This window comes from Kutzneria sp. NPDC052558 (assembly GCF_044547355.1).
Lineage (GTDB): Bacteria > Actinomycetota > Actinomycetes > Mycobacteriales > Pseudonocardiaceae > Kutzneria.
Genome location: NZ_JBIUAG010000019.1, coordinates 150,226 through 168,619, shown reverse-complemented (window position 1 = coordinate 168,619; position 18,394 = coordinate 150,226). Strand labels below are relative to the sequence as shown.

16 protein-coding genes are annotated in these 18,394 nt (G+C 71.5%); 7 read left to right on the top strand and 9 right to left on the bottom strand.

Going from position 1 to position 18,394, the window contains the following annotated elements:
- Nucleotides 1–145: 145 nt before the first annotated feature.
- From ACIG5F_RS30625 to ACIG5F_RS30605, 5 genes are all read right to left on the bottom strand, one after another.
- Entirely contained in the window at nucleotides 146–3,073 is a 2,928-nt protein-coding gene (locus tag ACIG5F_RS30625; RefSeq protein WP_396523372.1) for a helix-turn-helix transcriptional regulator, read from the bottom strand.
- A gap of 11 nt (nucleotides 3,074–3,084) precedes the next feature.
- Nucleotides 3,085–3,264, bottom strand: coding sequence for a hypothetical protein (locus ACIG5F_RS30620; RefSeq protein WP_396523371.1), 180 nt, complete (start codon nucleotides 3,262–3,264; stop codon nucleotides 3,085–3,087).
- A 178-nt stretch (nucleotides 3,265–3,442) separates the two neighbouring features.
- On the bottom strand, nucleotides 3,443–6,307 hold the full coding sequence (locus tag ACIG5F_RS30615) for a BTAD domain-containing putative transcriptional regulator (RefSeq protein ID WP_396523370.1): 2,865 nt from the start codon (nucleotides 6,305–6,307) through the stop codon (nucleotides 3,443–3,445).
- 311 nt (nucleotides 6,308–6,618) lie between these two features.
- Nucleotides 6,619–6,825: a DUF397 domain-containing protein gene (locus ACIG5F_RS30610; protein WP_396523369.1), complete on the bottom strand. Its 207-nt coding sequence runs from the start codon at nucleotides 6,823–6,825 to the stop codon at nucleotides 6,619–6,621.
- A gap of 58 nt (nucleotides 6,826–6,883) precedes the next feature.
- Nucleotides 6,884–7,732, bottom strand: coding sequence for a helix-turn-helix domain-containing protein (locus tag ACIG5F_RS30605; protein WP_396523368.1), 849 nt, complete (start codon nucleotides 7,730–7,732; stop codon nucleotides 6,884–6,886).
- Between the two features lie 181 nt (nucleotides 7,733–7,913).
- Here ACIG5F_RS30605 and ACIG5F_RS30600 point away from each other — a divergent pair, with 181 nt between their 5' ends.
- The 4 genes from ACIG5F_RS30600 (at nucleotide 7,914) to ACIG5F_RS30585 (ending at nucleotide 11,709) form a co-directional block, all read left to right on the top strand.
- Nucleotides 7,914–8,132 (top strand): hypothetical protein, encoded by a 219-nt coding sequence (locus ACIG5F_RS30600; protein ID WP_211766016.1) that lies wholly within the window; start codon nucleotides 7,914–7,916, stop codon nucleotides 8,130–8,132.
- A gap of 9 nt (nucleotides 8,133–8,141) precedes the next feature.
- Entirely contained in the window at nucleotides 8,142–8,498 is a 357-nt protein-coding gene (locus ACIG5F_RS30595) for a hypothetical protein (protein ID WP_396523367.1), read from the top strand.
- 634 nt (nucleotides 8,499–9,132) lie between these two features.
- Nucleotides 9,133–9,273: a hypothetical protein gene (locus tag ACIG5F_RS30590; protein ID WP_396523366.1), complete on the top strand. Its 141-nt coding sequence runs from the start codon at nucleotides 9,133–9,135 to the stop codon at nucleotides 9,271–9,273.
- Nucleotides 9,274–9,465: 192 nt separating this feature from the next.
- Nucleotides 9,466–11,709, top strand: coding sequence for a SulP family inorganic anion transporter (locus ACIG5F_RS30585; RefSeq protein WP_396523365.1), 2,244 nt, complete (start codon nucleotides 9,466–9,468; stop codon nucleotides 11,707–11,709).
- A 215-nt stretch (nucleotides 11,710–11,924) separates the two neighbouring features.
- Here ACIG5F_RS30585 and ACIG5F_RS30580 read toward each other — a convergent pair whose 3' ends face one another.
- The gene (locus tag ACIG5F_RS30580; RefSeq protein ID WP_211772193.1) at nucleotides 11,925–12,551 is read right to left on the bottom strand and encodes a response regulator transcription factor; all 627 of its coding nucleotides are present in this window, start codon (nucleotides 12,549–12,551) and stop codon (nucleotides 11,925–11,927) included.
- 222 nt (nucleotides 12,552–12,773) lie between these two features.
- Here ACIG5F_RS30580 and ACIG5F_RS30575 point away from each other — a divergent pair, with 222 nt between their 5' ends.
- Entirely contained in the window at nucleotides 12,774–13,433 is a 660-nt protein-coding gene (locus ACIG5F_RS30575; protein WP_396523364.1) for a FadR/GntR family transcriptional regulator, read from the top strand.
- Between the two features lies 1 nt (nucleotide 13,434).
- On the opposite strand, the gene dacB is transcribed toward ACIG5F_RS30575, so the two are convergent.
- The 3 genes from dacB to ACIG5F_RS30560 form a co-directional block, all read right to left on the bottom strand.
- Nucleotides 13,435–15,003, bottom strand: coding sequence for a D-alanyl-D-alanine carboxypeptidase/D-alanyl-D-alanine-endopeptidase (gene dacB, locus ACIG5F_RS30570; RefSeq protein ID WP_396523363.1), 1,569 nt, complete (start codon nucleotides 15,001–15,003; stop codon nucleotides 13,435–13,437).
- Nucleotides 15,004–15,192: 189 nt separating this feature from the next.
- Nucleotides 15,193–16,638 (bottom strand): NADP-dependent phosphogluconate dehydrogenase, encoded by a 1,446-nt coding sequence (gndA, locus tag ACIG5F_RS30565; protein WP_396523362.1) that lies wholly within the window; start codon nucleotides 16,636–16,638, stop codon nucleotides 15,193–15,195.
- Nucleotides 16,639–16,683: 45 nt separating this feature from the next.
- Nucleotides 16,684–17,127 carry a MarR family winged helix-turn-helix transcriptional regulator gene (locus ACIG5F_RS30560; protein WP_396523361.1) on the bottom strand — a complete coding sequence of 148 codons (444 nt, stop codon included), beginning with the start codon at nucleotides 17,125–17,127 and terminating at the stop codon, nucleotides 16,684–16,686.
- Nucleotides 17,128–17,174: 47 nt separating this feature from the next.
- Between ACIG5F_RS30560 and ACIG5F_RS30555 the strand changes: the two genes are divergently transcribed.
- Nucleotides 17,175–17,483, top strand: coding sequence for a DUF2218 domain-containing protein (locus ACIG5F_RS30555; RefSeq protein ID WP_396523360.1), 309 nt, complete (start codon nucleotides 17,175–17,177; stop codon nucleotides 17,481–17,483).
- A gap of 17 nt (nucleotides 17,484–17,500) precedes the next feature.
- Nucleotides 17,501–18,310: an SAM-dependent methyltransferase gene (locus ACIG5F_RS30550; RefSeq protein WP_396523359.1), complete on the top strand. Its 810-nt coding sequence runs from the start codon at nucleotides 17,501–17,503 to the stop codon at nucleotides 18,308–18,310.
- Nucleotides 18,311–18,394 lie beyond the last annotated feature (84 nt).

The window sequence follows — 18,394 nt, the reverse complement described above, 5'->3', positions numbered from 1 at the left end:
TCACCTGGAATTCGATGAGGCAGAACCTATGGTCGCCCGGGGTCGGTCAACATCGGCTCGCAGGCGGGAAACCACATCGTCCCCAGGGCTGACCCCCGTCATCCCCCAGGCGTACAACCCCCGGACCACCCGCACGTCGGGGGCGTCAGGACTCCAGGAGGCCGCGGTCGTAGGCGGCGGCGACGGCTTCGGCGCGGCGGCTGGCGCCCAGTTTGGCCATGATGCGGGAAAGGTGGACGCTGACGGTCTTCTCGCTGATGTAGAGCTCCTCGCCGACCTCGCGGTTGGTGCGGCCCATGGCGACGAGGGCGAGCACGGTGCGTTCGCGAGGGGTGAGGAGGTCGACGGTGTCGCGGGGGACGGCGTCGCCGAGTTGGATGCGGCCACGGCGGGCGAGGTCGGTGACGGCGGTGCTGAGGGGGACGGCGCCGAGGCGGTCGGCGGACTCGGCGGCGAGGCGGAGTTGTTGGGCGGCGCCGTCTTTGTCGTCGTCGGCGAGGAGGGCGGCGGCGAGCCGCCAACGGGCGAGGGCGCGTTCGTAGCCATGGCCATAGCCGAAGGCGTCGACGACGTGCCGCCAGGCGGCGGGATCGCCGGTGCCGTCGTCGAGGCGGGTGACCTCGGCGGCCAGCCGGGCCTGCCAGGCCACACCTTCGGGACCGAGCTTTCCGCTGCGGGGCGTGCCGTTGGCGGCGGCCCGGCCCAGTTCGGCCAAGCGCCGGGCGGTGTCGAGGGCAGCGGCCTCGGCGTCGGTGTCGCGACGGCGACGAGCGCCCCGGGCGACGTCGGCAGCAGCGGAGACGCCCAGGGCGCCGATACGGATCTCGCCGGTGAACCCGGCCTCGATGGACTCCAAGGTGTCGATGCCGTCCTCGGCGGCGGCCAGGGCGAGGTCGGGACGGCCCCGCCACGCGTGGAGTTCGACGGTAGCGGCCGTGCAGTGCACAGGCAGCTGGTAATCACGCCGCCATTCGGGACGAAGCCGTTGCAGCAGCTGCTCTGCATGGTCGAGGCGGCCGGCGGCGACCTCGGTGGCCAGACCGGAGGCAGCGACGATGGCGGCGCCGATGCTGGCCACGGGATCGCCGGGCAGCCGCGCGGCCTCGGCGCTGCCGGCCCAGTCGCCGGCCACGAAGCGGGTGGTCGCCAGCAGCGCCCGGAGCTGGAAACCCGAAGGGCCCCAGGACAGTCCGTTCTGCTCGGAGCGGCGAACGCCCTCGGAGAAGACCTTCACGGCCTCGCCGATCAGACCCTGCTCGTAGCGGTTGACGCCGAGGTTGTACCAGGCCCGCAGCTCCACATTCAGGGCGCCGGCCTCGATGGCGCGGTCCCGGGCGATGAGCAGCCGGGAGCAGGCGTCGTCGACGAGGCCGTCCTTCTCGTCCATCACGGCGATGGTGATCAGCGCGTCGGCCTCGGCGCTGCGCGAACCGGTGTGCATGGCGGTCCGCACGGCCTCTTCGGCCGCCTCGCGGGCCTCGGGCACGCAGGTGGTCCGCATCATTCGGGCCCGAACGGCCAGCACCCAGGCCTTGACCACCGAGTCGGGCCGGTCCTTGACCAGCTGCCAGGCCTGGTCGGCGACCTCGCCGGCCTCGTGCTCGCGACCGTCCAAATTGGCCAGTGCCATGGCCAGCCGGCGCAGGGCCTCGATCTTCTCCTCGCCCACGGCCACCCGCACGGTCTGACGGGCGAAGGCGATGCCCCGCTCCAGCTCGCCGGCGCTGATGGCGAACATGCTGGCCAGCTTGGTCAGCTTCTCCTCGGTCACGCCGGCGTGGGCCTCGGGGTCGGGCACGGCGGGCCAGATCTTCATGGCCTGCTCGGCGTAGTGCAGGGCCTCGCTCGGCGCGCCGGCCTCGTCGGCCTCCCGCGCGGCCTGCACGGAGGCCTCCAGAGCCTGGGGCAGGGCATGGCTTTCCATGCTGTGGTACGCCAGTTTCGCCGCGTTGCCACGGATTCCCGGCTCGGAGGCGATCAGCTTGGCGTACGCCGCGTGCAGCCGGACCCGTTCCCCCGGCAGCAGGTCGGTGTAGATCGCCTCGCGCAGCAGGGCGTGCCGGAACGCGTAGTGCTCGTCGGCATCGATGGCCTGCAACACGTTGTGCTGCACGGCTTCCCGCAGCGCGTCCTCCAGCTCCGGCGGGGCCATTGCGGCGACCTCGTGCAGCCGCGCGTAGCGGACGCGACGGCCGCCGGCCGAGGCGGCGCGCAGCACCTGTTGCGCCTGCGGGCTGAGGCGTTCGATCCGGGCCAGCAGCACATCCGCCAGCGCCGTCGGCACGCCGGGATCGCAGTCGGCGGCGCTGGCCACCAGCTCCTCGGCGTAGAAGGCGTTGCCCTCGGAGCGTTGCGCGATGCGCAGGACCTGCGCGTCGGTGAGGTCGTCGTCGGCCAGCGAGCGCACGAACAGGGTGGCGTCCTCGGGGCTGAACGGCGCGAGATCCAGCCGTTCCACTGCGGACAGGCGCACCAGCTCGGCCAGCACCGGCCGCAGCGGGTGCCTCCGGTGCAGCTCGTCGGCGCGATACGTGACGGCGACGAGCAGCCGCTGGGTGCTCAGCCGGGACAGCAGGAAGGTCAACAGGTTCCGCGAGGACGAGTCGGCCCAGTGCACGTCCTCGATCGTCAGCAGCACCGTCCGGTCGGCGGCCAGCTCGGCCAGCAGGCTGTGCACGGCGTCGAACAGCTGGAGCTGCCCCAGCTCCGCGTCGTCCTCACGGCTCGGCGGCCGGACGGCCAGGTCGGGCAGCAGCCTGGCCAGCGCCGGCCGGCTGTGCAGGGCGTCGGGGTGGTCGCCGCGCAGCTGCGCCAGCACGTCGGCGAAGGGCAGGTAAGGCAGGCCCGCCCCGGAGCCCACGCACCGCCCGGTCAGGACCAGCGCGCCGGCCCGCTCGGCGGTCGCGGCCAGGTCGGTCACCAGCCGCGTCTTGCCCACGCCGGCGTCCCCCGACACCAGCACGGCCGCGGCCCCGCCCTGGTCGGCGCGCGCCAGGGCGGCACGCAGCCGGCCGATCTCGGCGCTGCGTGCCACCAGCGGAATCCCCGATCCCAGACGCGGCACGGTGGGCATATTCGCACACCTCAGGCGGCTCGGTGGTGGGCTTTCCCGTCGTACTGGTCACGGTCGTCGTCGCGGTGGAACAGCCGCGACAGCCAGGTCGGCGACTCCTTGGCCGACAGGGGCTGGGCCAGCTCGCGGGCCCGCGCCTGCCGGTACTCGACCTCGGCCCGGATCGACTCCGGGGTGCTGTACTCCAACATCGCTTCCTCCTCATCGGTTTCCGACAAGGAGCAAGGTCGTCCTGAGGCCCGCCGCCCGGCATCGGACGAACACCCACACGATCCCTTACCCGAGCCTTCCCCCACGCCTAAGGCCCCAGGTAAGGCCCTCAGCCCCCGCGAGTCCCGCCCACAGTCACACCGAACTGCTGAAGCCGTTTCAGCAGTTCGGTGTGACGCCAAGCGGCACTCGCGGGGGTTCAGGGGTGCGGATGGTGACGCGGGCGCGGGCCAGGCGGGCGCGGACGCCGTCGGCTTCGGGGGCGCCGAGATCGGTCAGCACGGAGAGGGAGCGCTGCCAGTGGGGCAGCGCGGACTGGTCGCCGAGGAAGTCCAGGGCCTGGGCGATGCGGTCGTGGGCGATGCCCTGGTGGTAGACGCTGCTGGCCTCGACGGCGACCTCCAGCGACCGCTTGGCCGCCGCGAGGGCCTCCTCCCCCTGGTCGAGGGCGAGCAGGGAGGACACCAGGTCGCTGAGCCCGGCGGTCTCGCCGACGGCGTCGCCGAGCTCGCGGTAGATCTCCAGCGCGGCGGTGACCTGCTGCACGGCGTCGGTGTGCCGGCGCTCCCCGGCGTACAGCACGGCCAGGTTGTGCAGGTTGTTGGCCTCGGCGAACTGGGCCCCGGTGCGCTTGCTGATCTCGGCCGCGCGCAGGTACTGGGCCTCGGCCTCGTGCGCACGGCCGGTGGACTGGAGGATGTTGGCGATGGAGGTGTACGCCCGGGCCTGCCACTCGCCGTGCCCCTGCCGACGGCTCACGGAAAGCGCTTCCCGCTCCGCGTCGAGGGCCTCGTCGTAGCGCTCGTGCAGGGTCAGCACGACGCCGAGGTTGTGCAGGGTGACGAACTGCGCCAACGGATCCTTCAGCCGCCGCACCACGGGCGTGGCGGCCTCGTGCGTGGCCAGCCACGAGTCCTTGTCGGCCAGCAGCCAGCACAGCCGGCTGAGCGTGTACGGCAGCTGCCACGCGTGCACGGGCCAGTCGTGCGTGACGGCGTAGGCGGCCACGGCCAGCAGGTTGACCCGCTCGGCCTCCAGCCACGCCATGGCGTTGGCGGCGGAGTCGATGACCGGGATCTCGGCCGGCACGAACGACGGCGAGATCTCCACGGTGCCACGGGTGATCGGCAGCAGCCCGTCGGCCAGGTCGGCGCAGTACAGGTAGTAGTCGAGCATCCGTCCGGCCACGGCCCGCTGCTCGTCCTCCCTGAGCTCCTCGCCGGCCAGTGTCACGCAGTACGCGCGTACGAGGTCGTGCGGCAGGTACCGCCCGAGCTCAACCACCGTGAGCAGGTGCGCGGCCTCTAACGAGTCCAGCGCGCGCATGGCGTCACACAGCCGCACCTCGGCCAGCGCGGCGACCATGTGCGGGGTGATGTCGTGCCCAGGGTGCATGCCGAGGAGCGCCAGCAGCCGCGCGGGCAGCGGCGGCAGCGCACGGCGCGAGGCGTCGAACGCCGACCGCACGGCACTCGCGCCGCCCTCCAACCCGAGTGCGGCCAACCGCCCCTGCTCGTCGTCGAGCTCGGAGACCAGCGCCGCCACGGGTTGCCGCGGCGCGACGGCCAGCCGCGCGGCGGCGATGCGCAGCGCCAGCGGCAGGCGGTCGCACAGCGAGGCCAGCCGCGCCACCTGCGCCGGTTCGTCGCGCAGCCGCGCGCTGCCGGCGATGCGGCCGAGCAGGTTCACGGCCTCGTCGTCGTTGAGCATGTCGACGTCGAGCAGCTTGGCGTCGGCGTGCGCGACCAGCCCGTCCAGCCGCCGCCGGCTGGTCACCAGCACGCAGCAGCCGGACCCGGCCAGCAGCGGCATCAGCTCGTCGGAGCCGCGGGCGTTGTCCAACATGATGATCATTCGACGGTCCGAGACCATGGTCCGGAACAGCGCCGCGCGCTCCTCCACGGTCGAGGGCACCTCGGCCGCGGCCACGCCCAGCGCCCGCAGGAAGCGCCGCAGCACCTCGTTGGCGTCCAACGGGTCCCGCTGCGGGTCGTAGCCGTGCAGGTCGACGTGCAGCTGCCCGTCGGGGAAGTCGGCCCGCACCCGGTGCGCCCAGTGCACGGCCAGCGCGGTCTTGCCCACGCCGGCCGGCCCGGTGATCGCCACGACCAGACCTGAGGGGGTCTCCGCCCGCAGCGCGTCCAGCCGGGCCAGCAGGTCCTGCCGGCCGACGAAGGTGGCGGTGTCGGGCGGCAGCTGCCCGGGCGCGGCCGCCGTGACCACGACCTGGGGCCGCTGCTGCTCGGGACCCGACAGGTCCTCACCGGCCAGCACGGACTGGTGCAGGCGCTGCAACTCCGGCCCCGGCTCCACGCCCAGCTCGTCGATCAGCACCTGCCGGGCGGTGCGGTAGGCGGCCAGCGCCTCGGCCTGCCGGCCGGTCTGGCACAGGGCCCGCATGGTCATGCCGTACAGGCGTTCCCGCAGCGGGTACTCGGCGACCAGCCGGCTCAGCTCGGCCACCACGTCGGCGCCGCGGCCCAGCTCCAGGCGGATGTCGGCGCGCTCCTCGATCACGGTCAGCCGCCGCTCCACCAGCCGGCTGCGCTCCACCTCGGCGAACAGGCCGGGCAGCCCGCCCAGCGGGTCACCGCCGCAGAGCCGCAGGGCGGCGTCCAACTCCTCGGCGGCGCCGGCCAGGTCGCCGGCGGCGCGCAGGCGGGCGGCAGCCGTGGTCCGGGAGTCGAACACGTCCAGGTCCACCCACGACGGGTCCAGCCTGAGCCGGTAGCCGTCGCCGGAGGAGCGCAGCAGGTCGCCCTGCGCCCGGCTGGCCCGGCTGGGCTCCAGGGCCCGGCGCAGGCCGGCCACGTAGGTGTGCACGACGTTGACCGCGCTGCTCGGGGCCTGCTCGCCCCACAGCGCGTCGATGATCTGGTCCCGGCCCACGACTGTGTTGCGCCCCAGCACCAGGACCGTGAACACGACCCGCTGCTTGGGCGCCCCCAGCGCCACCTCCTGGCCGTCCCGGCTGGCGCGCAGCGCGCCCAGCAGCTCGAACCACCAGGTCGATCCGTCCGACAAGCGATCAGCCCTCCATGCCGCCACGGCGCGGCGGTCGAAGCCTAATCGGGCCTCCAGACGTACTCCAGAGGTTGTGTGGACGGATCAGTAATCATTGTTACCAGTTCCACCCGATGGAACCAGCCGGAGCCCGCAAGCTCCCCACCGACGACGCGGGCCGATCGATGTGCAGAGGGCAACAGCCCGCGGCGGCGGAACATCGATCGGTTCGCGTCCCCCAGTGACCGGCCTCGGACGCGCGCCTTCGTCCGAGGCCGCTCTCATGCGCCGTGGGGTCGGGCGCCCCACGGCGCCGACGGCTCGCGCGGGCCTCAGGCCCGCCGGAACCCGTCCCGGCTGGCGGTGGCCAGAAAACGGCGCCAGCTCGACTCGCCGACCAGCAGCGCGCCGCCGGCCGGGTTCTTGGAGTCGCGCACGGCGGTGTCCGCCCCGGCGAAGGCGATTTCCACGCAGCAGACGTCGCGGGGACCGCTGAAGCTGCTCTTGCGCCAGGTCAGGTCGGCCTGGGTTTCGATCACGACAGCACACTCCTTGGTTGCAGCCCCTCGCCCGCCTGCCGCACGGACCGGCCGGGGCCTAGTCGAATTGACTGGCCGCGTCCGCGATGAAGGCGATCGAGTCCTTGGGGCTGAGCCCCGCGGCGACCAGATGCCCCCACAGCATCGAGTAGTAGTCGACCTCATCGGCGTTCTCCTGGAACGTCCCGTCGACCGTTCCTTCGACGTAGACCACGTCTCGGTCGGCGGGATCGGGGAATTCCATGATCACGAATGACGCGCCCATACCGGGGTACGAGCGGTGTGCGAAAGGGATCACCTGGAAGGTGACGTTCGGCCGGGTGGACAGGTCCACCAGGTGTTCCAGCTGGGTCCGCATCACGTCGGGGCCGCCGACCGGACGCCGCAGCACGCTCTCGTCGAGCACGAAGGACACCCGCGGCGGGTCCTCGCGCTCCAGGATCCGCTTGCGCGTCAAGCGCATCGTGATCCGGCGTTCCGCCTCGTCCGGCGACATGTCCGGCGCACCCTCGGCGATCAGCGCCCGGATGTAGGCCTCGCTCTGCGCGAGTCCGGGCACCAGCATCGCGTTGTAGGTGCGCAGGATGGCCGCCTCGGCCTCGAAGCCGAGGAAGGCTCCGCGCCCGACATCGCCGAAGGACTCCCACCAACCCTTGATCCGGGCCTCGCGGGCGATCTGCACGAGGTACTCGCGCTGTTCCTCCGGCACCCCGTAGAGCAGCAGCATGTCGCGCACGTCCCGGGGCGTGACCCCGACCCGCAGCGTCTCGATGCGACTGATCTTGGACGGCGAGCACTCCAATTTCTCGCCGACGTCCTCGATGGTCAGCCCGGCCGCCTCTCGCAGCCGGCGCAGCTCACTGGCGAGACGACGCTTGCGAACCGTGGGGCTCGGTTGCATGGTCACCTGTCAACCGCCTTTCGCACGAAACTCAGTGTGGAACGGGACTTGAGGGCCGGCAAAGGCCTGTCATCCAATCGTGTAGTGCAACTTGCAGAAACCCGTCGTGCGGTCGCAGGCTGCTAGCCAACACGCCGCTCCGGGGATGTCAAGCGGGTGCCACCCACCAACCGTGGAAGGACCAAGGATGACCGAGTTCACCGGACGTCGTTGGGACATCGCCTGCCTGGACGCGCTGGACCGGAAGCGGCAGGTGCAGGTGTGGTCCGGACCCGGCCGGATCGTCATGATCTCACCGCCCGCCGAGACCTCCACCCTGTCCATCGCCGAGGCGAACCAGTTGCGCAAGAGCCTGGAGCGCGCCATCGAAGAGGCCACCGCCCTGCTCGTGAACAGGGCCGGGTGACCCGACCCCATGCCCACCAGCGTGTTCAGTCAACTCGACAAGTCCCTGCATGAGCATTTGTCCGACCTGATGCGACTGGCCGCCAAGGCAGACGACCGTACCGCGATCGGCCTGGCCCGGGCCGAGCTACCCCGCATGGTGACCGCCCTCAAGGCCCTGCTCGACGAACACCAGCCCGACGAGAACGGCCGCTGCCCCACCTGCCGCACCCGCCGCTTCAGCCGGCGGCTGCCCTCCCCGTGCCGCGCCTACCTGGCCGCGCACCTGTGCCTGACGATCACCCGCGGCGAGGAGCAGCGGGCGACCAGGGACGAGGCGACCCCGGCGGCGCCGGCCGGCCGCCGCCATCTCCGCAGCGCCGGTTGAGGGTCCGACCAGGCGTTTTCTCCCCACAGACGACGCGGACCCCGAGTCCGTGGTCGATCCGGGTGGCGCTTCACCCCCGTACGCCCCCTCCCCGCGCCACCCGGGACACACACGCGATCCCCGCCCAACTCCCAGACCATCGCCGGGCGGGGATCGTGTGTGCCTACCGCACCCGATCGAGTGACCCGTTTTTCCCCATGTGGACCACATTCGACTCCCGGCGCCACACGTGGAGATAGCAGGGGGGCGAGGGGCGGGCGGGACAGGTGGGGCGCGACGACACAGGGGATGCCTGGCACCACCCGAGAAGCGCATGTGGCGAAGCAGATTACGACTGCCGGGCCAGCGGTCGGCCGTACATGAAAGTTCCTCAACTCCGGCCAGTTGCATGACATCGCCAATATTCTTGGCCACGTAGGTCGCGCCGCCCCAGGTCTCGAGTCGGTGACACCGACCAGACGCGCGCCCTCGACCCAGCTCGCCATGGTTGCAGAAGCCGGCGTCGCTGAACCCGCCCCCCGACGGGCAGCCCGCCAATACCCGGCCCGAACAGTGTGCGCAGCGCGGAGCCGCTTTGGACGGCCAGGACTTCGCCCGGTATATCCAAGGCCAGGGGCGATATGCGGAAACGGTCATGAGCAGCGGTTTTTACCCGAGGCTCACTCGATACTGGACGGAGGCGACGGTTCCGCACGCGCCGAACCGGGAGAGCCTGCTGTCCGAACAAGGGCTGAGCAGCGTCATCGACGGATTCGCCGCCCTTCTGTCGCAGTAGCGATCACGTTGGGTAGTAGGAAAACGGGCAAACTTGGCGGAACTCTCACCCAAAAGAGCGTGACCGGGACCACTTCTCCGGTCCAGGCTGAGGGTAAAGTAATATTTACAGTCCGTTGACCCTCCCAGGGGGTGACTCTCGGCATCATGGAGGTCACGGACCATCAGCCAACGAACTCTGGGGAGTCCAGCCTTGTCTGTTTCCGAGTCCCGCTCGAAGAAGGCGCATCCGGGTAACGAGGCCGACACCGGCCCGCCCACCGGTGTCCGGGCCGTGCTGCGGTACGACCTACCCGCGTCCTTCGTGGTCTTCCTGGTCGCCGTCCCGCTGTCGCTGGGCATCGCCGCCGCCTCCGGCGCGCCACTGATCGCCGGCCTCATCGCCGCCGTCGTCGGCGGTGTGCTGGGCGGCCTGCTCAGCGGCGCCCCGCTCCAGGTCGCCGGCCCGGCCGCCGGCCTCACGGTGATCGTCGCCGGGCTGGTCGCCCAGTTCGGCTGGGCCGCCACCGCCGCCATCACGGTCGGCGCGGGCCTGCTCCAGATCCTGCTCGGCCTGACCCGGGTCGGCCGCCTCGCGCTGTCGCTGTCGCCCGCCGTGGTGCACGGCATGCTGGCCGGCATCGGCGTCACCATCGCCATCGGCCAGCTGCACGTCATGCTGGGCGGGACCAACCAGGGCACCGTGCTCGACAACATCCTGGAGCTGCCGGCCCAGATCATCGGCCTGCACCCCGGCGCGCTGCTGGTCGGCGCGCTCACCATCGCGGTGATGATGCTGTGGCCCAAGCTGCCCAGGGTCAACGTGGTGCCGGCCCCGCTGGTCGCGGTGGGCCTGGGCACAGCGGTGGCCGCCGGCTTCCAGCTCGACCTGGTCCGCGTGTCGCTGCCCTCGGACATCATCAACGAGGTCGTGCTGCCGCAGCTGCCCAGCGGTCCGGTGCTGGCCATCATCGGCGGCGTGCTGACCGTGGCCCTGGTGGCCAGCGTGGAGTCGCTGCTGTCGGCGGTAGCCGTGGACAAGCTGCACGACGGCCCGCGGGCCAACCTGGACAAGGAGCTCATCGCCCAGGGCACGGCCAACATGGTGTCCGGCGCGCTCGGCGGCCTGCCGGTGACCGGCGTGATCGTGCGCAGCTCCACCAACGTCGCCGCCGGCGCCAGGACCCGGTGGTCCACCGTCATGCACGGCCTCTGGATGCTGCTGGCCGTGCTGCTGCTGGCCACCGTGCTGCGGCAGATCCCGATGGCCGCGCTGGCCGCGGTGCTGGTGGTGATCGGCGTCAAGCTGGTCAGCGTCGCCCACATGAAGCAGCTGTGGCGGCACCGGGAAATGGTGGTGTACGCCGCGACGCTGCTGGGCGTGATCGCGTTCGGTCTGGTCGAGGGTGTGCTGGTCGGTCTCGCGGTCGCGCTGGTGCGGGCGTTCTACCGGCTCACACACTCCACTGTGGAGGTCCGCCAGGCCGACGGCCGCTGGCTGGTCACCGTGCACGGCTCCCTGGTGTTCCTGGGCGCCGGCCGGCTGGTCCGCGAGCTGCGGGCGATTCCGTTGCGCCAGAACGTGGTGCTGGAGCTGCACGTCGACTTCATGGACCACGGCGTGTTCGAGGTGATCAACGACTGGCGCGTCGGCTACGAGCGCACCGGCGGCAAGGTCCGCGTGGACGAGGTGCTGGACAGCTGGTACCACCGGGCCATCGGCGGCCGGCCGGCCCGGCGCAAGTCCATCCGCTCCACGGTACCGCCGCGCTGGTTCGCCCCGTGGTCGCACTGGCAGCTGTCCACCCCGGCCGACGTGGAGCTGCCGGCCCAGGCCGAGGACGACGACCACCTGATCGCCGGCGTGCGGGCGTTCGACAAGCACGCCGCCGACCTGGTGCGGCCGTTCCTGAGCGAGCTGGTCGAGCGCGGGCAGAAGCCCAAGCAGCTGTTCATCACCTGCTCGGATTCCCGGCTGCTGCCCAACATGTTCACCAGCAGCGGCCCGGGCGACCAGTTCAGCCTGCGCAACGTCGGCAACCTGGTGCCCTCGCACGGCTCGGACGCCTCGGTCGGCGCGGCCGTCGAGTACGCCGTGGATGTGTTGGGCGTGCAGGAGATCGTGGTCTGCGGGCACTCCGACTGCGGGGCCATGAAGGCCGTGCTGGCCCAGTCGGTCGGCGAGGGTTCCGCGCTCTACGACTGGCTGCGCCACGCCGAGCCCAGCCTGCTGCGGCTGGCCGCCACCGCCGGCGAGGACGCCGAGCTGCCGGCCAACGAACGGCTGTGCCTGGCCAACGTCGCCCAGCAGCTGGACAACCTGCGGGGCTACCCCAACGTCGCCGCGGCCGTGGCGGCGGGCCGGGTCAAGCTGGTCGGCATGTACTTCGACATCGCCGCCGCCAAGGCCTTCCTGGTCGACCCCGACCGCCGGGCCCTGCGCGACATCACCGTGTGATCCCCGGGGTGCTGGGACGGCAGCCGCCCGCCCACACCACCCCCTCAACGCCAGGAAAGGCCCTTTCACTGCGCAGTGAAAGGGCCTTTCCTGGCGTTGAACGCCGGATCACAAGCGGTGGAGGTGGTGCGGTCCCCGCTGCTGCGCCACCTCCGGGCCTGACGGGAGCGGTGCGGTCCCTGACGCCGCGCCGTTCCCCTCCGCCTGACTCCCGGTCAGATCAGGCCCTCACGCACCGCGAAGGCCACGGCGTGCGAGCGGTTGCGCAGTTCGAACCGCACCGTCACGTCGTGCAGCAGGCTCTTGACGGTCCGTTCGGAGTAGCACAGCTTCTTGGCGATCTCCCGGGTGCTCAGGCCCTGCGCGATCAGGCGCAGCACGTCGGTCTCCCGGGCGGAGATGCCCGACAGCCGCAGCCCCCGCGGCTCGAGCACCTTCGTCTGGAGCCGACCGACCCGGTCCAGCAGGCGGCCCAGCAGGTCCGGCGGCATGGAGCCCTCCCCGGCCCGGGCCGCGTTGACCAGGCGGACCAGCGCGTCGGCGTCGATCTCGCCGCGCCGGGCCACTGCGCAGACCCCCGACTGCACGGCCGCCAGCACCTCGTTGTCGTCGATGTCCCCGGCCACCAGCACGATGCGCCGGTAGCCGCGGCCGCGCATGCGACGCAGCAGCGCGGTCACCCGCTCGTCGAAGCGGTCCCCCACCGCGAGCACGACGGTCCGGGCCGGATCGGCCTGGGCGTCGTCGACGAGCTGGATCTCCGGTCGCCCGCGCAGCGCCATCACGATGCCACCACGCAGGATCGGGTCGGTCGCGCACACGAATACCGCAGTGCGAGTCATGGTGTTTAGCACGAGATTCCCCTGCCTCCCCATCAGGCACGTCCAGGTTCGGCGCGCCGTGGGTCAACGATGCCCTTTGGGGCTTCCCGAACGCATGGGTGCACAGTCCCGAGATCCCGGGAGGATGTACCCAAATTTGGCCCACTACCGGGTCCTTTGGGTCACGGAGCGGTCACGGCGCACCGGTCGGGGCGGCTGGACGGGGCTGTCACCATGGCCAGCATGCCATCGTTCGACGCCATTTGCTCCCTCCGCGTGCACGAGCACGTGGCGGAGAGGATCCGCCGGCACATCGCGCTCGGGCGGATCGAGCCCGGCGCGGCCCTGCCGCCGGAACGGGAGCTGGCGCGGCTGTTCGGGGTCGGCCGGGCCACCGTGCAGCAGGCGGTCGGGCTGCTGGAGGCGGACCGTCTCATTGAGACTCGACGGGGCCGGGCCGGCGGTTCCTTCGTGTGCGCCCCGGACCTGGCGGCCACCGTCGGCGAGGTGCGGACCCGGGCCGCGGACATCGTGGCGGCGCTGGACTTTCGGCTCGTGGTCGAGCCGGCGGCCGCCGCGCTGGCGGCTCGACATCGGCGCAAGGCCGAGCTGGACGAGCTGAGGCGGCTGGCCGAACCCGGCTCCCCGCACCGGGACACGGCGTTCCATCTGGCGCTGGCCGCCGCCTCGCACAACCGTTTCCTGGTCGAAGCGGTGGAAGGCACCCGGCTGCGGATGCTCGCGGCGCTGCGGATGCTGCCGGTGAGCAAGGCTCAGGAAGACGACCACGCCGAGATCGTGGCCGCGCTGGCCGAGCGTGACGCCGCAGCCGCCGAGCAGCGGATGCGGCGTCACGCCGAGCGCACGGCCAGGCTCGTGCGCGCAATGCTCAGAACCGTCTAGGTCAGCAGGTGCCGACCCAGGCGCACTCCAGGCCGGAGCGGTGGTCGGTCGCCTTGCCCTGAGCCGGGGTCTGGGCCCGCGGCGCCAGTCGCGGCGCGTGCGAGGTGTCGTTGGCCCCGTTGTACTGGGCCAGCCGGACCGCCACGGCGTCCTCGACGTCCTTCACCGAACCGGGGATGAAGTTGTTGGACAGCAACGAGAACACCAGCTTCTCGCCGTCGGCGGCGGTGACGTAGCCGGACAGCGCGCTGACACCGGTCAGCGAGCCGGTCTTGGCGTGCACGTTGTTGGCGGCGGCGGTGCCGACCATGCGGTTGGCCAGCGTGCCGCCGATCGCCGGATCGCTGTTGCCGGCCACCGGAAGCGCGTTGTACCAGGTCTGGAACCACGGCCGGGACCGGGCGTTGATCAGCAGCTGGGCGAACTCGGCCGGGGTGATGATGTCCATCCGGGACAGTCCGGAGCCGTCGAACTGGTTGTACTTGTTGTAGTCGATGCCGAACACGGCCAGCTTCGAGGTCAGCGCGTTGACGCCGTCGTAGAAGCTGCCGCGGCCGAACTTGGCCTCGCCGGCGGCCTTGGTGATCGTCTCGGCGACCAGGTTGTCGCTGCGCTTGAACAGCGGCGTCAGCAGCTGGGTGATGGGGGCCGAGCTGTGGCTGGCCACCGTCGTGCTGGCCGCGGGCGCCTTCTGGAACGTCGTCGTGCCGGTCACCGACACGCCCTGGTCGGCCAGGGCCTTGCGGAACAGGTTGGCGACGAAGCCGGTCGGGTTGTCCACCGACATCTGCCGGGTGACCGGGGCCGCGCCGGCGGCGATCGTGCCGCTGACGGTGATGGTGTTGGCGCCGTGGACGCGGTCCACCGAGACGCCGGTGGACGTGCCGGTGGTCGCGGTGTTCACGATGGTGATGTAGTCGTTGGGCGGGTACATGCTCACCACCGCCGGCTGGCCCTGCGCGCCGGGGGCGACGATCACGTTCACCGCGCCCGAGGTGGAGTTGGCGTCCGGCGAGACGGTCAGCGCCGACACCTGGGCGCTGTACGAGTACGGCTCGTCGTCCCAGGCCCAGGCCGGGCCGAGGCGCTCGCTGTCGTAGTACGTGTCGTCGGCGACCAGGTGGCCGCCGACGCTGGTGATGCCGGCCTGCTTCACCTTGGCCGCCAGCGCCTGGTAGTCGGTCAGCATGGTGCTCGGGTCGCCGTAGCCCTTGAGGTACAGGTCGCCGTTGAGCGTGCCGTCGGACACCGAGCCGGTGGACCGGACCTCGGTGTCGAACGTGTAGTCGGCCCCCAGCAGCTCCAGCGCCGTCGCCGAGGTCACCAGCTTCAGGTTCGACGCCGGCAGCATCAGGTTGTCGCCCAGGCGGGAGTAGAGCGTCGCTCCGGTGTCGGCGTTGCGGACCACCAGGCCGGCCTGGGCCCCGGCCAGCTCGGGGTTGGCCAGCAGGGAGTCGAGGTCCGTGCCCAGCGCCGTCCCGTTGGCCGATCCGGCGCTGGCCGCCGCCGGCAGCGCCAGCAGCACGGCCGCGACACAGCCGATCGCGATGTTGCGCGAAGAGATTCTCACGGAGGTATCACGTCACACCCCGCGCTCCGGTTGCAAACCGGATTCGGAAAGTGACCCTTTTTCTGTCCGGGCAGCCCGACCGGCGTTGCGCCGGCCGCCCCCCGAGCCAATGCCCGAGTGTCATGAAGGGCCCCTTCCTCACGTTCAACGCGAGTAAGGGGCCCTTCATGACATCAGGTCAGGACTTCGTCACGCGTCCTGCTCGGTGCGGTCGCCGCTCCACAGGGTGTGGAAGCTGGCCTCGCCGCGGTCGACCCGGCGGTAGGTGTGCGCGCCGAAGAAGTCCCGCAGGCCCTGGATCAGGGCCGCCGGCAGCCGCTCGGCCCGCAGCGCGTCGTAGTAGGACAGGGCCGAGGAGAAGCCCGGGGCCGGCACGCCGGCGCCGGCCGCGGCCACCACGACCCGCCGCCACGACTCCTGCGCCTTGATCACCGCGTCGGCGAAGTACTCGTCGACCAGCAGCGAGGGCAGGTTGCCGTCCTTGTCGTAGGCCTCCTTGATCCGGTTGAGGAACCGGGCCCGGATGATGCAGCCGCCGCGCCAGATGGTGGCCATCGAGCCGAGGTCGATCTGCCAGCCGTAGGTGTCGGCGGCGGTGCGGATCTCGTCGAAGCCCTGGGCGTAGGCCACGACCTTGGACGCGTACAGCGCCTGCCGGACGTCCTCGACGAACGCGTCGCGGTCGGCGATCGCCGGCTTGGCCGACGGGCCGGGCAGCGTCTTCTGGGCGGCGGCGCGCTGGCCGACGTGGCCGGACAGGGACCGGGCGAAGACCGCCTCGGCGATGCCGGTGACCGGCACGCCCAGCTCCAGGGCCTCCTGCACGGTCCAGCGGCCGGTGCCCTTCTGCTCGGCCTGGTCGGCGATGATCTCCACGAACGGCTTGCCGGTGGCCGCGTCCACGTGGCCGAGCACCTCGGCGGTGATCTCCACCAGGTACGACTCGAGGTCGCCGGTGTTCCAGCTGCGGAACACGTCGGCGATCTCGGCCGGGGTCAGCCCGGCGACGTTGGTGAGCAGGTCGAACGCCTCGGCGATGAGCTGCATGTCGGCGTACTCGATGCCGTTGTGCACCATCTTCACGAAGTGGCCGGCGCCGTCCTCGCCGACGTGCGTGCAGCACGGCACGCCGTCGACCTGCGCGGCGATGGCCTCCAGCACCGGACCGAGGTGCTGGTAGGACTCCGCCGAGCCGCCGGGCATGATGCTCGGCCCGTTGAGCGCGCCCTCCTCGCCGCCGGAGATGCCGGTGCCCACGAAGTGCAGGCCGCGCTCGCGCAGCGCCTTCTCCCGGCGGCGGGTGTCGGCGAAGTGCGCGTTGCCGCCGTCGACGATCATGTCGCCCGGCTCCATCAGGTCGGCCAGCTCGTCGATCACCGCGTCGGTGGGGCCGCCCGCCTTGACCATGATGATCACCTGGCGGGGCTTCTGGAGGGACGCTACGAAGTCGGCGGTCGTCTCGGCCGGCACGAACTCGCCCTCGGAGCCGTACTGCTCGACCAGGGCCTTGGTGCGGGCGGCGGAGCGGTTGTGCACGGCGACCCGGAAACCGTGACGAGCGAGGTTGCGAGCCAGGTTGCTGCCCATCACGGCCAGGCCCGTGACGCCGATCCGAGCCTTCTGTTCAGTTGCCATGGGCCCAGCCTGCCCGCCCCGGCGCTCAGTTTCCAGCCGGGGCGGCTAAATCGATCTGGCACGCTTCCCTGACGTGTCCAGCCGCAGCAGCACGGCCAGCAGCTGCTCGCGTTCGGCCGGGTCCAGCGTGCCGAACATCTCCTCGGCCGCGCCCCGCTTGGCCTCGTCGATCCGGCTGACCAGCAGCCGGCCGGCCTCGGTCAGGCTGACCAGCATGGAGCGCCGGTCGCCGGGGTCGGGCCGGCGCAGCACCAGGCCCTGCTCCTCCAGCCCGTCCACGACCGAGGTGGCCGAGCGGGGCACGATGTCCAGCCGGCCGGCCAGGTCGGCCATCCGGATGCCGTCGCCGGCCCGCGCGACCACGCCCAGGGCCCGGCCCTGGCCGGGGGTCAGGCCGAGCGGGGCCAGCTGCTGCATCCAGCAGCCGCGGATGCGCTTTGCCACGTGCATCAAGGCATCCGCCAGTCGACCGGTGGTGGCATCGGTCACGTGAGCCTCCCGTTGCCGCGCCCCTGATACTGACCTAGCCTCATTATATGACAGGCTCATCATTCACGACGCAGGCGCTGGTCGCGACCGATCGGCCCTCCCGCTACCTGGTGCAGCTGTGCAAGCACTTCGGCCACAAGATCCAGACCGTGTGGACCGAGCACGAGGGCGAGCTGCACTTCGACCTCGGCACCGCCCTGCTGCACGCCCAGCCCGACGGCCTGCGCATCACCGTCACCGCCGGCGACGCCGAGTCCCTGACCCGGCTGGCCGACGTGGTCGAGCGCCACCTGGTCCGCTTCGGGACCAAGGACGAGCTGGTGGTCGCCTGGACCTCGACGGGTCAGGCCGCCTGACACTAGGGTTCGCCGGCATGGAGCTGCCTGACTGGGTGCCGGCGACCATGGACGTCACCAAGCCGAGTCCCGCCCGGATGTACGACTACTACCTGGGCGGCACGCACAACTTCGAGGTCGACCGGGACGCCGCCGAGCGGGCCATCGCCGCGATGCCGTACACGATCCAGGGCGCCCGGGGGAACCGCGACTTCCTGCGGCGCGCGGTGCGGCTGCTGGTCGACTCCGGCATCCGGCAGCTGCTCGACCTCGGCTCGGGCATCCCGACCGTGGGCAACGTGCACGAGGTCGCGCAGCGCCGGGATCCGACGACCCGTGTGGTGTACGTGGACATCGACCCGGTCGCCGTCGCGCACAGCAAAGCCATCCTGCGCAGCAATCCGCTGGCCACCGTGGTGCAGGCCGACATGCGCGACGTGGACGCCGTGCTGGGCCGCCGCGAGGTGCGCGACCTGATCGACTTCTCCGAGCCGGTCGGCCTGATCATGGCCTCCGTGCTGCACTTCGTGCCGGACAGCAGCCGGCCGGCCGAGATCGTCGCCGGCTACCGGGAGGCCGTGCCGGCCGGCAGCCACCTGATCCTGTCCCACATCGGGGCCGAGGACCCGGCCGACCGGACCGGCATGCTGGCCGACTTCACGGCCGTCTACCAGAACACCACCAATCCGGTCGTGCTGCGGACCAGGCCCCAGGTCGAGGCCCTCTTCGACGGATTCGACCTGCTGGAGCCGGGCGTGGCCCTGGTGCACCAGTGGCGGCCGGACGCCGACCAGGAGGTGCCGGCCGAGCTGCCGCCGGGCTACGGGGGCGTGGGAATCAAGGGGTAATGCGCAACCCCATAGGTCCGAAACACCTGGTGTTCAACTAGGGTTCACCGAACTCAGCACGGCACCCCCTACCGTGCCGCAGGA